This is a genomic window from Erwinia pyri (assembly GCF_030758455.1).
Taxonomy (GTDB): domain Bacteria; phylum Pseudomonadota; class Gammaproteobacteria; order Enterobacterales; family Enterobacteriaceae; genus Erwinia; species Erwinia pyri.
On sequence record NZ_CP132353.1, the window covers coordinates 464,281 to 477,894 of the forward strand.

Consider the following 13,614-nt stretch of genomic DNA (forward strand, 5'->3'; position numbering starts at 1 on the left):
GTTCAATCCCCGTCAACAGAGGGGGATTGAACATGTTCAGGGCTGGCTTTCACTCTCCTGAGCCAGATAGTCATCTTTCCAACGCACATAGTTGGCAGAAGAATAAAGAAGCCCCGCGATCTCCTCCTCACTCAGCGGGCGCGCCTGCCTGACCGGGCTACCAAGATAGAGATATCCGCTGACCAGGCGTTTTCCCGGCGGTACTAAACTGCCAGCGCCTATCATCACATCATCCTCTACCACCACGCCATCAAGCAAAATTGATCCCATTCCGACTAAAACGCGATTGCCGATCGTGCAGCCATGCAGCATAGCTTTATGACCCACAGTGACATCTTCCCCAACGATCAGCGGATAGCCCTCAGGGTTATAAGATGACTTGTGGGTAACATGCAGCACGCTTCCATCCTGAATATTGCTGCGTTTGCCAATGACCACTCTGTTTACGTCACCGCGGATAGCGACCAGCGGCCAGATACTGACGTCATCCTGCAACTCCACTTCACCCACCACTACGCTTGAATCATCCACCATTACGCGCAGCCCCGACTGGGGGCTGTACTCTTTATAAGATCGTAGTTTCCCTGACATAGCTACCTCTGGTCTGAATAGGATCCCTGAAGGGTAGTGCGGCGAGGCTTCCGGGATCAATAACTCTTGCCGACTACGCTCCATTTTTGTGCGGATCGTCTGAGATCTCGGCGGAAAGAGTGAAAATCCAGCAACCAAACAGAAAGATCGAAAAAACCCTTGTGCTCTGAAACGGGATCCCTATAATGCGCCTCCATCGACACGGAACAACGGCTTACCGGCCGCCGGGTTGAGAGGGTCAGGAAGCTGAACCGCCGGAGAAAAACTTCTGAAAATGTTGTTGACTCCGAAGGAGGAAAGCGTAATATACGCCACCTCGCAGTAACGCCTCAGGGCGCTTACCGCAACGCTCTTTAACAATTTATCAGACAATCTGTGTGGGCACTCGCAGGATTGATATCAGCGCCGCAAGGCGCAGAAAATATCAAGTCTTAAGAGTGAACACATAATGAAATTCATTATGAGTGTTTTACACTTGAGCATCGCTGCACTTGTTGCAGCAAATCGAACTTTTAATTGAAGAGTTTGATCATGGCTCAGATTGAACGCTGGCGGCAGGCCTAACACATGCAAGTCGGACGGTAGCACAGAAGAGCTTGCTCTTCGGGTGACGAGTGGCGGACGGGTGAGTAATGTCTGGGAAACTGCCTGATGGAGGGGGATAACTACTGGAAACGGTAGCTAATACCGCATAACCTCGCAAGAGCAAAGTGGGGGACCTTCGGGCCTCACGCCATCGGATGTGCCCAGATGGGATTAGCTAGTAGGTGGGGTAACGGCTCACCTAGGCGACGATCCCTAGCTGGTCTGAGAGGATGACCAGCCACACTGGAACTGAGACACGGTCCAGACTCCTACGGGAGGCAGCAGTGGGGAATATTGCACAATGGGCGCAAGCCTGATGCAGCCATGCCGCGTGTATGAAGAAGGCCTTCGGGTTGTAAAGTACTTTCAGCGGGGAGGAAGGCGGTAAGGTTAATAACCTTACCGATTGACGTTACCCGCAGAAGAAGCACCGGCTAACTCCGTGCCAGCAGCCGCGGTAATACGGAGGGTGCAAGCGTTAATCGGAATTACTGGGCGTAAAGCGCACGCAGGCGGTCTGTCAAGTCAGATGTGAAATCCCGGGCTTAACCTGGGAACTGCATTTGAAACTGGCAGGCTAGAGTCTTGTAGAGGGGGGTAGAATTCCAGGTGTAGCGGTGAAATGCGTAGAGATCTGGAGGAATACCGGTGGCGAAGGCGGCCCCCTGGACAAAGACTGACGCTCAGGTGCGAAAGCGTGGGGAGCAAACAGGATTAGATACCCTGGTAGTCCACGCCGTAAACGATGTCGACTTGGAGGTTGTGCCCTTGAGGCGTGGCTTCCGGAGCTAACGCGTTAAGTCGACCGCCTGGGGAGTACGGCCGCAAGGTTAAAACTCAAATGAATTGACGGGGGCCCGCACAAGCGGTGGAGCATGTGGTTTAATTCGATGCAACGCGAAGAACCTTACCTGGCCTTGACATCCACGGAATTCGGCAGAGATGCCTTAGTGCCTTCGGGAACCGTGAGACAGGTGCTGCATGGCTGTCGTCAGCTCGTGTTGTGAAATGTTGGGTTAAGTCCCGCAACGAGCGCAACCCTTATCCTTTGTTGCCAGCGCGTAATGGCGGGAACTCAAAGGAGACTGCCGGTGACAAACCGGAGGAAGGTGGGGATGACGTCAAGTCATCATGGCCCTTACGGCCAGGGCTACACACGTGCTACAATGGCGCATACAAAGAGAAGCGACCTCGCGAGAGCAAGCGGACCTCATAAAGTGCGTCGTAGTCCGGATCGGAGTCTGCAACTCGACTCCGTGAAGTCGGAATCGCTAGTAATCGTAGATCAGAACGCTACGGTGAATACGTTCCCGGGCCTTGTACACACCGCCCGTCACACCATGGGAGTGGGTTGCAAAAGAAGTAGGTAGCTTAACCTCCGGGAGGGCGCTTACCACTTTGTGATTCATGACTGGGGTGAAGTCGTAACAAGGTAACCGTAGGGGAACCTGCGGTTGGATCACCTCCTTACCTGAAGATACTTTCCCGCGTAGTGCTCACACAGATTGTCTGATGAAAAAGTAACGAGCAGAAAAAACCTCTACAGGCTTGTAGCTCAGGTGGTTAGAGCGCACCCCTGATAAGGGTGAGGTCGGTGGTTCAAGTCCACTCAGGCCTACCAAATTCTTTCCTGTCCCGCGTTGTGACTTCACTTGCATAGCGAACTATGCGGCGCGAAGCCACGCCTTGTTCAGAAAAGAATTACATTCCTCCCAAAGAGTGATGTCCTCAACGTGTTTTCCGTAAGGAAAAGAACGTAATCAGTTGAGTGGTAGTAGATGGTCTCTGCAGTAACTGTATGGGGCTATAGCTCAGCTGGGAGAGCGCCTGCCTTGCACGCAGGAGGTCAGCGGTTCGATCCCGCTTAGCTCCACCATGCAGTTTACTCAAAAATACTTCAGAGCGTACCGGCAACGGTGTGCTGCGAAGTATTATGCTCTTTAACAATCCGGAACAAGCTGAAAATTGAAACGACGCGTCGTGTTCATTCTCCGTAATAAGAATGAATAAGCGATGCGTTCGAGTCTCTCAAATGCTTACAACAGACAGTGTTCTTCGGGACGCTTGTGGGTTGTGAGGTTAAGTGACTAAGCGTACACGGTGGATGCCTAGGCAGTCAGAGGCGATGAAGGGCGTGCTAATCTGCGATAAGCGTCGGTAAGGTGATATGAACCGTTATACCCGACGATACCCGAATGGGGAAACCCGGTGCACTCGTGCATCATTGCAGCATGAATACATAGTGCTGCAAGGCGAACCTGGGGAACTGAAACATCTAAGTACCCAGAGGAAAAGAAATCAACCGAGATTCCCCCAGTAGCGGCGAGCGAACGGGGAACAGCCCAGAACCTGAATCAGTTTGTGCAGCAGTGGAAGCGTCTGGAAAGTCGCAGGGTACAGGGTGATACTCCCGTACACGAAGCTGCACTTACTGTGAGTTCGATGAGTAGGGCGGGACACGTGACATCCTGTCTGAATATGGGGGGACCATCCTCCAAGGCTAAATACTCCTGACTGACCGATAGTGAACCAGTACCGTGAGGGAAAGGCGAAAAGAACCCCGGCGAGGGGAGTGAAACAGAACCTGAAACCGTGTACGTACAAGCAGTGGGAGCACCCTTGTGGTGTGACTGCGTACCTTTTGTATAATGGGTCAGCGACTTATATTCTGTAGCAAGGTTAACCGTATAGGGGAGCCGCAGGGAAACCGAGTCTTAACTGGGCGTTAAGTTGCAGGGTATAGACCCGAAACCCGGTGATCTAGCCATGGGCAGGTTGAAGGTTGGGTAACACTAACTGGAGGACCGAACCGACTAATGTTGAAAAATTAGCGGATGACCTGTGGCTGGGGGTGAAAGGCCAATCAAACCGGGAGATAGCTGGTTCTCCCCGAAAGCTATTTAGGTAGCGCCTCGTGAACTCATCTCCGGGGGTAGAGCACTGTTTCGGCTAGGGGGCCATCCCGGCTTACCAACCCGATGCAAACTGCGAATACCGGAGAATGTTATCACGGGAGACACACGGCGGGTGCTAACGTCCGTCGTGAAGAGGGAAACAACCCAGACCGCCAGCTAAGGTCCCAAAGTCATGGTTAAGTGGGAAACGATGTGGGAAGGCACAGACAGCCAGGATGTTGGCTTAGAAGCAGCCATCATTTAAAGAAAGCGTAATAGCTCACTGGTCGAGTCGGCCTGCGCGGAAGATGTAACGGGGCTAAACCATGCACCGAAGCTGCGGCAGCGACACTTAGGTGTTGTTGGGTAGGGGAGCGTTCTGTAAGCCGTTGAAGGTGGTCTGTGAGGACTGCTGGAGGTATCAGAAGTGCGAATGCTGACATAAGTAACGATAAAGCGGGTGAAAAGCCCGCTCGCCGGAAGACCAAGGGTTCCTGTCCAACGTTAATCGGGCAGGGTGAGTCGACCCCTAAGGCGAGGCCGAAAGGCGTAGTCGATGGGAAACAGGTTAATATTCCTGTACTCGGTGTTACTGCGAAGGGGGGACGGAGAAGGCTATGTTGGCCGGGCGACGGTTGTCCCGGTTTAAGCGTGTAGGCTTGCGTTCCAGGCAAATCCGGAACGCTTTAAGGCTGAGGCGTGATGACGAGTCACCACGGTGATGAAGCAACAAATGCCCTGCTTCCAGGAAAAGCCTCTAAGCATCAGGTAACACAGAATCGTACCCCAAACCGACACAGGTGGTCAGGTAGAGAATACCAAGGCGCTTGAGAGAACTCGGGTGAAGGAACTAGGCAAAATGGTGCCGTAACTTCGGGAGAAGGCACGCTGGCGCGTAGGTGGAGGGACTTGCTCCCCGAGCTGAAGCCAGTCGAAGATACCAGCTGGCTGCAACTGTTTATTAAAAACACAGCACTGTGCAAACACGAAAGTGGACGTATACGGTGTGACGCCTGCCCGGTGCCGGAAGGTTAATTGATGGGGTTATCCGCAAGGAGAAGCTCTTGATCGAAGCCCCGGTAAACGGCGGCCGTAACTATAACGGTCCTAAGGTAGCGAAATTCCTTGTCGGGTAAGTTCCGACCTGCACGAATGGCGTAATGATGGCCAGGCTGTCTCCACCCGAGACTCAGTGAAATTGAACTCGCTGTGAAGATGCAGTGTACCCGCGGCAAGACGGAAAGACCCCGTGAACCTTTACTACAGCTTGACACTGAACATTGAGCCTTGATGTGTAGGATAGGTGGGAGGCTTTGAAGCGCGGACGCCAGTCTGCGTGGAGCCAACCTTGAAATACCACCCTTTAACGTTTGATGTTCTAACCTGGCGCCGTGATCCGGCGTGGGGACAGTGTCTGGTGGGTAGTTTGACTGGGGCGGTCTCCTCCCAAAGAGTAACGGAGGAGCACGAAGGTTAGCTAATCACGGTCGGACATCGTGAGGTTAGTGCAAAGGCATAAGCTAGCTTGACTGCGAGAGTGACGGCTCGAGCAGGTGCGAAAGCAGGTCTTAGTGATCCGGTGGTTCTGTATGGAAGGGCCATCGCTCAACGGATAAAAGGTACTCCGGGGATAACAGGCTGATACCGCCCAAGAGTTCATATCGACGGCGGTGTTTGGCACCTCGATGTCGGCTCATCACATCCTGGGGCTGAAGTAGGTCCCAAGGGTACGGCTGTTCGCCGTTTAAAGTGGTACGCGAGCTGGGTTTAGAACGTCGTGAGACAGTTCGGTCCCTATCTGCCGTGGGCGCTGGAAGATTGAGAGGGGTTGCTCCTAGTACGAGAGGACCGGAGTGAACGCACCACTGGTGTTCGGGTTGTCATGCCAATGGCACTGCCCGGTAGCTAAGTGCGGAAAAGATAAGCGCTGAAAGCATCTAAGCGCGAAACTTGCCTCGAGATGAATCTTCCCTGGGTCCTTGAGACCCCTGAAGGGACGTTGAAGACTACGACGTTGATAGGCCGGGTGTGTAAGCGCAGCGATGCGTTGAGCTAACCGGTACTAATGACCCGTGAGGCTTAACCTTACAACACCAGAAGCGTTCTGGTGAGCGTCTGAGAGACGCAACAGAGATTTTCAGCTTGTGACGGATTGATTTACGCGGCCTGCGAGGGCGGCGTGAATGACAGAATCTGCCTGGCGGCTTTAGCGCGGTGGTCCCACCTGACCCCATGCCGAACTCAGAAGTGAAACGCCGTAGCGCCGATGGTAGTGTGGGGTCTCCCCATGCGAGAGTAGGGAACTGCCAGGCATTAAATAAAGCACTGACCCCGACCGCAAGGCCGGGGTTTTTTGCGTCTGCGTGCCGTGAAAATGTGCAGGGCGGGAGAGGGTCCGCAGGTCAGGCGCACTGCCTCACCGGCGCAGAAGAATAACGAAAGGGCCCCGCGCTGACGCACGGGGCCCTTTTAATGCATATAAAAAAGCCCCGACAATATGTCAGGGCTGGTTTTATGAAGTACTTTGGGAGGGTTATCTCCCTTAATGGATAACCTGCGAAAGAAAAGCGCGGGTACGTTCAGACTTCGGATTGGAGAAGAACTCCTGCGGCGGAGCTTGCTCGACGATCTCGCCTCGATCCATAAAGATCACCCGATCTGCAACGGTACGGGCAAAGCCCATCTCATGCGTTACGCAAAGCATAGTCATACCGTCTTCCGCCAGACCAATCATGGTATCAAGCACTTCCTTCACCATTTCAGGATCCAGCGCTGATGTAGGCTCATCGAACAGCATAATTTTGGGTTTCATACAGAGAGAGCGGGCAATCGCCACACGCTGCTGCTGGCCGCCCGACAACTGGCCGGGAAATTTGTGCGCATGCTCAGCGATACGCACGCGCTCCAGGTAATGCATGGCCAGCGCCTCAGCTTCCTTCTTCGGTGTTTTGCGCACCCATATAGGTGCCAGCGTACAGTTCTGCAGCACGCTCAGGTGAGGGAACAGGTTAAAGTGCTGAAATACCATGCCGACTTCAGTACGCACCCGTTCAATATTCCGCAAATCGTCGTTTAAGTGAATACCGTCAACCACAATACGGCCTTGTTGATGCTCTTCCAGATGATTGATACAGCGAATGGTCGTGGACTTTCCTGAGCCGGAAGGGCCACAGAGTACGATGCGCTCACGCGGTTTAACATGCAAATTGATATCTTTCAGCACGTGAAACTGCCCGTACCACTTGTTAACGTTCTCGAGCGTAATCATCATCGCGTCGACGGATTGGATCATAGGTTGTGTCATTTTAAGCCTCAGTGCGGTGCACGCCCGGTGTGAAAACGCTTCTCCAGATACTGGCTATAGCGCGACATGCTAAAACAGAAAATCCAGTAAACCAGTGCGGCAAAAACGTAGCCTTCGGTAGACATTCCCAGCCATGCAGGGTCCACGGTGGCTTGCTGCACGCTGCTGAACAGGTCAAACAGGCCGATGATGATCACCAGGCTGGTATCTTTAAACAGTGCAATAATGGTATTAACCAGTCCAGGGATCACCATCTTCAGCGCCTGGGGCAGGATAACCAGCCCCTGCGTCTTCCAGTAACCCAGCGCCAGTGATTCCGCCGCTTCATACTGACCCTTTGGCAAAGCCTGCAGGCCGCCACGTACCACTTCCGCCACATAGGCCGACTGGAACAGGATGACGCCGACCAGCGCACGGATCAGTTTGTCGATACTGCTTCCTTCAGACATAAACAGCGGCAGCATGACCGAGGACATAAAGAGCACGGTAATCAGCGGCACGCCACGCCAGAATTCAATAAAGATGATGGAGAGAGAGCGAACCACCGGCATTGTCGAACGTCGGCCCAAAGCCAGTAAAATTCCAAGCGGCAGCGCCCCTGCAATGCCTACCGAAGCGATAATCAGCGTCAGCGTTAATCCGCCCCATTGACGCGTCTCAACGCGTTCCAGACCGAAGAACCCCCCGTACAGCAAAAACCAGACAATTATCGGATAGGCCACAACCCAGGCGGCAATATAGAGTCCGCGACGAGGCAGGCTTTTCAGAAACATTGGAACAATCGAAGCAAGGCCAATAATCAGTGCCAGATTGATGCGCCAGCGCAGCTCATGGGGATAAAGCCCATACATAAACTGGCCGAAGCGTGCATGGATAAACACCCAACATGCGCCTTCCTTGGTACAGTCCGCCCGCGTGGTACCGAACCAGTTAGCCTGGAAAATAAGCCAGTTAAGAGCAGGGGGGATCACTGTCCAGATCACCCAGAGACAGAACAGCGTCAGCAGGGAGTTACCCCAGCTTGAGAACAGATTTTTTCTTGCCCAGCTGACGGTGCGGGAAAACGCGTTAGTCGGCACCGGCGGGGTTTCATGTGTAGCTAAAGTCATAATGATCCCGTTCCCTTAACGCTCAATCAGACGGATTTTGCGGTTATAAATATTCATTAACAGCGAAATCAGCAGGCTGATGATCAGATAGACACCCATGGTGATAGCGATAGTCTCGATTGCCTGACCGGTCTGGTTCAGTACCGTTCCTGCAAACAGCGAAACCATATCGGGATAGCCAATGGCTGCGGCGAGCGAGGAGTTCTTCACAATGTTCAGGTACTGACTGGTCAGTGGCGGAATAATCACCCGCATAGCCTGCGGAATAATCACCTGGCGCAGCGTAACGGGATTAGGCAAGCCTAACGAACGTGCGGCTTCATGTTGACCGTGTGGCACTGACTGGATACCGGAGCGAATAACTTCAGCAATAAACGATGAGGTATAGATTGAGAGCGCCAGCGTCAGAGCCGCCAGCTCAGGTATCAGAGCAAACCCGCCGCGGAAGTTAAAACCGCGTAGCTGAGGCACATCCCAATGCATGGCAGCGCCGAAGGTGAAATGCGCAACCAGCGGGAAGAGAATCAGCATTATAACGGTAGCTGGCCATGTACGGCGCAGTTGACCCGTTTTCAACTGATATACCCGGTTATAACGGAACAGGGCCAGGGTTCCTGCAATCGCTAACAGCACGGCAATCACAAATGGCCAGGTGCCTGGAGCATATTCAGGCCATGGAATATAGAGACCCCGGTTACTGACGAAAGCTAAATCAAACGCATTTACGGCCTGACGCGGCCCCGGCAAATTGCGTAATACAGCAAAGTACCAGAAGAAAATCTGCAGCAATGGCGGGATGTTGCGGAAAGTTTCGATGTAGATATTAGAGATTTTCCGCAGCAGCCAGTTGTCTGACAAACGCGCAAGGCCAATGAAGAAGCCCAGAAAAGAGGCAAAAACGATACAGAGTGCAGAGACCAGCAGCGTATTAGTTAAACCGACGAGGAATACCCGGGCGTAAGTATCACCCTCCGTATACTCGATTAAGTGCTGAACAATACCAAAGCCAGCGCTACGTTCAAGGAAGCCAAAACCGGAAGTAATGCCGCGGTTTGCCAGGTTGAGGACGGTATTATGAACCAGATACCCCGCCACACCTAAAACAACGACAATCGCAATGATCTGGTACAGCCAGGCGCGCACCGCAGGATTGCTGAATGAAAAATCCCTTTTTACGGTTGGGCGTTGAGACATGTTGAAACCTCAGTGACGACAATTCTGACGAAGGCGCCGGCGAACCGGCGCCCTGTTAACGGAAGGAATTAACGTACTGGCGGAGCGTACTGAATGCCGCCTTTGTTCCAGAGGGCATTCTGGCCACGGGCAATTTTCAGCTGGCTGTCTTTACCGACGTTGCGGTCAAAGATTTCCTGATAGTTGCCAACCTGCTTAACGATGTTATAGGCCCATTTGTTGTCCAGCTTCAGATCTTTACCGAAGTCGCCTTCCGAGCCTAACAGGTGTGCCATATCAGGCGTGGTAGGTTTGGCTGCCATCTGATCAACGTTTTTCGAGGTAATGCCCATCTCTTCTGCATTCAGCATAGCGAACAGAGACCATTTCACGATGGTGAACCAGTCATCATCACCACGGCGCACAACCGGTCCCAGCGGTTCTTTAGAGATCACTTCTGGCAGAACGATAAATTCGTTTGGCTTGCCGAGTTTGATACGCAGTGCGTAGAGCTGCGACTGGTCAGAAGCCAGCGTGTCGCAGCGGCCGGTATCCAGCGCTTTAGCGGATTCGTCAGAACGATCGAAGGTGACCGGGGTGTACTGCATGTTATTGGCTTTAAAGTAGTCCGCCACGTTCAGCTCGGTATCAGTACCGGCCTGAATGCAAACGGTTGCGCCATCGAGCTCTTTAGCGCTTTTAAGGCCTGCTTTCTGGTGAGTCAGGAAGCCGATGCCGTCGTAGTAGTTTACGCCGGCAAAAATGAAGCCCATGCCGCCATCGCGGGCAGAAGTCCAGGTGGTGTTACGGGAAAGAATGTCCACTTCGCCAGACTGCAGTGCGGTGAAACGCTCTTTGGCGGTCAGTGGGGTGTACTTCACTTTATTTGCATCACCAAACACAGCCGCCGCTGCTGCACGGCAAACATCCACGTCGATACCGCTGAACTTACCGCTGGCATCTGCAAAAGAGAAGCCAGGAAGACCATCACTGATACCGCACTGAACAAAGCCTTTCTTCTTAATGGCATCCAGGGTGGCGCCGGCATGAGCCTGATTCGCAACTGCAAACAGCGCTGCAGCGGCAACCAAAGTGGAGAGCATCATTTTTTTCATAAAGCATCCTGTGTGGCGAAATCGTTTTTATGTTTAACGCACGCTGTGGTGCACTTTTCCTGTCTGTGGCAAGAAGCCATCCACGACACTGCAAAGGTAATGCCAAAATTGCAGAGCCCTGAATTTGTTGGAAAGGTTTGCTAATAATTAGAAGCGTCTGGAAAGTTTGCTTAATATCGCGCACTACAGGGGGGCAAAAACAGGTGGGGCGGTCACAAATGGTGCAACTTGTTTCACTATATGAAAGCAATGTGAGCAAAAGCGTGATTTATGTTTCAGGATTGTAATATTGGGCGTGTGCTCCAGCTCAGCAAGAGTGAGCTGGAGCACAACTATGACCAGAAAGGATCAATAAAGAGAGTTTGCGCCATCCGGGCGGGTTTTAAAACGGCGATGGAGCCACATATATTGATTGGGCGCGCGCATGATTTCGCGCTCAATAACCTTATTCATATAGGCTGCTGCCTGCTGCTCATCACCAATAGGGTATTCCTTGAGCTCGGGTTGGATAACCAGCTCATAACCGCTGCCGTCCTCATTACGGATCAGGACTACGGTAATCATTGCCGGTTTCGCCATACGGGCAATCATCCATGTTCCGCTGGTGGTAGCCGCCTGTGGAACGGCAAACAGCGGAGCGAAAACACTGCCCTTAGGGCCATAGTCCTGATCGGGAGCAAACCAGACTGCTTCGCCCTGTTTCAACGCCTGAACCATTCCACGCAGATCGCGACGGTTGATCATCGCTTTATTAGAACGCATGCGACCTTTGGTCTGCACCCACTCCATCAATTTATTATTGTGCGGGCGGTACATCGCCATCATCGGCTGGCAAAGCCCCATCGCCCGTCCACCCAATTCGAGGGACATAAAATGGACGCCAATGATCAGGGCGCCACGACCTTCTTCCTGCGCCGCTTTAAGGTTATGCAGGCCATTGACCGTAAACCAGCGTTTAACCCGGTTGTCCGACCAGAACCAGGCCATGCCTGTTTCTAACAGGCCCATGCCCAGCGACTCAAAATTTTTCACAATCCGCGCTTCAAGCTGATCGGCAGGCATATCAGGGAAGCAGAGTTCAAGATTACGGCGAGTAATACGGATCCGGCGTTTCAGGAAACGCATCGAAGTGCGGCCCATCCAGGTTCCCAGCTTTTGCAGCAGCGGAAAGGGCAGTTGAACCAGCAAAAAAAGAAATCCCACTCCTGCCCAGGTTAGCCAGTAACGTGGGTGCAGTAAGCTGCGGGTGAAACTCGGGGAAGACTTCATAATTCTCTCTTTAGACATGCATAGGGTATGTAGCGCCAAAGGACGCGATACATAACTCTGACAACTTTATTGGCAGGAAGTTGAACCTGGTGCTTCTGATTTACACAATCAAGACAATTCTGGTGATGCAGAGGATATAAAAAAGGCGCTAACAGTACGGTAGCGCCTCCATCACAATGAACCGAAACTTAGTTCATGCCGTATTTTTTCAGTTTCTTACGCAGTGTACCACGGTTGATGCCCATCATCAGGGCCGCACGGGTCTGGTTGCCACGGGTGTATTGCATCACCATGTCCAACAAAGGCTGTTCTACTTCAGCCAGTACCAGCTCATACAGGTCATTCACATCCTGACCATTCAGTTGAGCAAAATAGTTCTTCAGTGCCTGTTTGACCGAATCACGCAGTGGCTTTTGAGTCACCTGATCCTGTGAGTTTACGGTAGATACGGTCAGTACGTCAGAATTTACGCGTTGTTCGAACATAGTTCTGTCAGCTCTTTATTTCTATTAGGCAAGTTTTTCGAAGTATGCTTCCAACGCCTCCAGCTGTTCGCTGGCATCCTCTATGGCGTTGAATGTGCGCCGAAACTGGTCGTTTGGGGCGTGCTCCTGCAGATACCAGGAGACGTGCTTCCGGGCAATACGGTATCCCTTGCGATGACCATAAAAGTCGTGCAGTTCCCGTAGGTGCCCGATGAGCAAGCGCTTAACCTCAGCCAGTGGCATCGGTGCCAGCAGCTCCCCAGTGTCCAGATAATACTGGATTTCCCGGAAGATCCACGGTCTTCCCTGAGCCGCACGTCCTATCATCAGGGCATCTGCCCCCGTATAGTCGAGTACGGCTCTGGCTTTATGCGGGTCAGTGATGTCACCATTCGCGATAACGGGAATAGAGACATTCTGCTTAACTGTCCGAATGCTGTCGTATTCAGCTTCACCGTTGAACAAACACGCGCGAGTGCGTCCGTGAATGGTCAGGGCCTGAATACCGCAGCGCTCAGCCAATTGGGCAATCTCAACACAATTACGGTTTTCTGGATCCCAGCCGGTACGAATCTTCAGCGTAACGGGGACGTCAACTGCATTCACTACCGCAGAGAGGATAGATTTCACCAACTCTGGGTGTTGCAACAGGGCAGACCCCGCCAGTTTGCGATTCACCTTTTTTGCCGGGCAGCCCATATTGATGTCAATAACCTGCGCGCCAGATGCAGCATTGATACGCGCGGCTTCCGCCATTTCATGAGGGTCACAGCCGGCAATTTGCACGGTACGAATACCGGGCTCATCACTGTGAACCATACGCAACCGGGATTTGTCCGTGGCCCAAACTTCAGGGTTTGATGACAACATCTCAGATACGGTCATACCAGCGCCCATTGCATAACAAAGCGTCCGGAAAGGCCTGTCGGTGATCCCGGCCATTGGTGCTGCAATCAGACGATTACGAAGCTGGTGGTTTCCTATGCGCATGAAAAAAAAGTGACCATAGTGTGTCCGCAAGGCGGCGTATATTACGCATTTTTTAGCGAAGATGAAAGGCCAAACTTTGAACAATCAGGAAGAAAAAGA

General features: G+C 52.6%; 8 protein-coding genes, 2 tRNA genes and 3 rRNA genes. 5 read left to right on the plus strand and 8 right to left on the minus strand.

The window, feature by feature from the left end:
* Positions 1-36: 36 nt before the first annotated feature.
* Positions 37-591, minus strand: a complete 555-nt coding sequence (locus tag Q3V30_RS02230; protein ID WP_306210067.1) for a gamma carbonic anhydrase family protein — start codon at positions 589-591, stop codon at positions 37-39.
* A 513-nt stretch (positions 592-1,104) separates the two neighbouring features.
* On the opposite strand from Q3V30_RS02230, the gene Q3V30_RS02235 reads away from it, so the two are divergent.
* The 5 genes from Q3V30_RS02235 to rrf all read left to right on the plus strand — a co-directional run bounded on the left by Q3V30_RS02235 (position 1,105) and on the right by rrf (position 6,382).
* Positions 1,105-2,646 (plus strand): 16S ribosomal RNA (locus Q3V30_RS02235).
* Between the two features lie 74 nt (positions 2,647-2,720).
* Positions 2,721-2,797, plus strand: a tRNA-Ile gene (locus Q3V30_RS02240).
* Between the two features lie 179 nt (positions 2,798-2,976).
* Positions 2,977-3,052 (plus strand) — tRNA-Ala (locus Q3V30_RS02245).
* A gap of 201 nt (positions 3,053-3,253) precedes the next feature.
* Positions 3,254-6,157, plus strand: a 23S ribosomal RNA gene (locus Q3V30_RS02250).
* A 109-nt stretch (positions 6,158-6,266) separates the two neighbouring features.
* Positions 6,267-6,382 (plus strand): 5S ribosomal RNA (gene rrf, locus Q3V30_RS02255).
* Together the 16S, 23S and 5S rRNA genes with 2 tRNA genes alongside form the textbook arrangement of a ribosomal RNA operon.
* Before the next feature lie 230 nt (positions 6,383-6,612).
* Here the strand turns inward: rrf and Q3V30_RS02260 are convergent.
* From Q3V30_RS02260 to dusB, 7 genes are all read right to left on the minus strand, one after another.
* Entirely contained in the window at positions 6,613-7,374 is a 762-nt protein-coding gene (locus Q3V30_RS02260) for an amino acid ABC transporter ATP-binding protein (RefSeq protein WP_306210069.1), read from the minus strand.
* Between the two features lie 8 nt (positions 7,375-7,382).
* A complete protein-coding gene (locus Q3V30_RS02265; RefSeq protein ID WP_306210071.1) occupies positions 7,383-8,483 on the minus strand; it encodes an amino acid ABC transporter permease in 1,101 nt (366 codons plus the stop codon).
* Between the two features lie 15 nt (positions 8,484-8,498).
* Entirely contained in the window at positions 8,499-9,677 is a 1,179-nt protein-coding gene (locus Q3V30_RS02270; RefSeq protein ID WP_306210073.1) for an amino acid ABC transporter permease, read from the minus strand.
* A gap of 68 nt (positions 9,678-9,745) precedes the next feature.
* On the minus strand, positions 9,746-10,771 hold the full coding sequence (locus Q3V30_RS02275) for an amino acid ABC transporter substrate-binding protein (RefSeq protein WP_306210074.1): 1,026 nt from the start codon (positions 10,769-10,771) through the stop codon (positions 9,746-9,748).
* A 348-nt stretch (positions 10,772-11,119) separates the two neighbouring features.
* Positions 11,120-12,040: a kdo(2)-lipid IV(A) palmitoleoyltransferase gene (gene lpxP, locus Q3V30_RS02280; RefSeq protein ID WP_306210076.1), complete on the minus strand. Its 921-nt coding sequence runs from the start codon at positions 12,038-12,040 to the stop codon at positions 11,120-11,122.
* A 188-nt stretch (positions 12,041-12,228) separates the two neighbouring features.
* A complete protein-coding gene (fis, locus tag Q3V30_RS02285; RefSeq protein WP_000462905.1) occupies positions 12,229-12,525 on the minus strand; it encodes a DNA-binding transcriptional regulator Fis in 297 nt (98 codons plus the stop codon).
* A gap of 24 nt (positions 12,526-12,549) precedes the next feature.
* Positions 12,550-13,515, minus strand: a complete 966-nt coding sequence (gene dusB, locus Q3V30_RS02290) for a tRNA dihydrouridine synthase DusB (protein WP_428979231.1) — start codon at positions 13,513-13,515, stop codon at positions 12,550-12,552.
* Positions 13,516-13,614 lie beyond the last annotated feature (99 nt).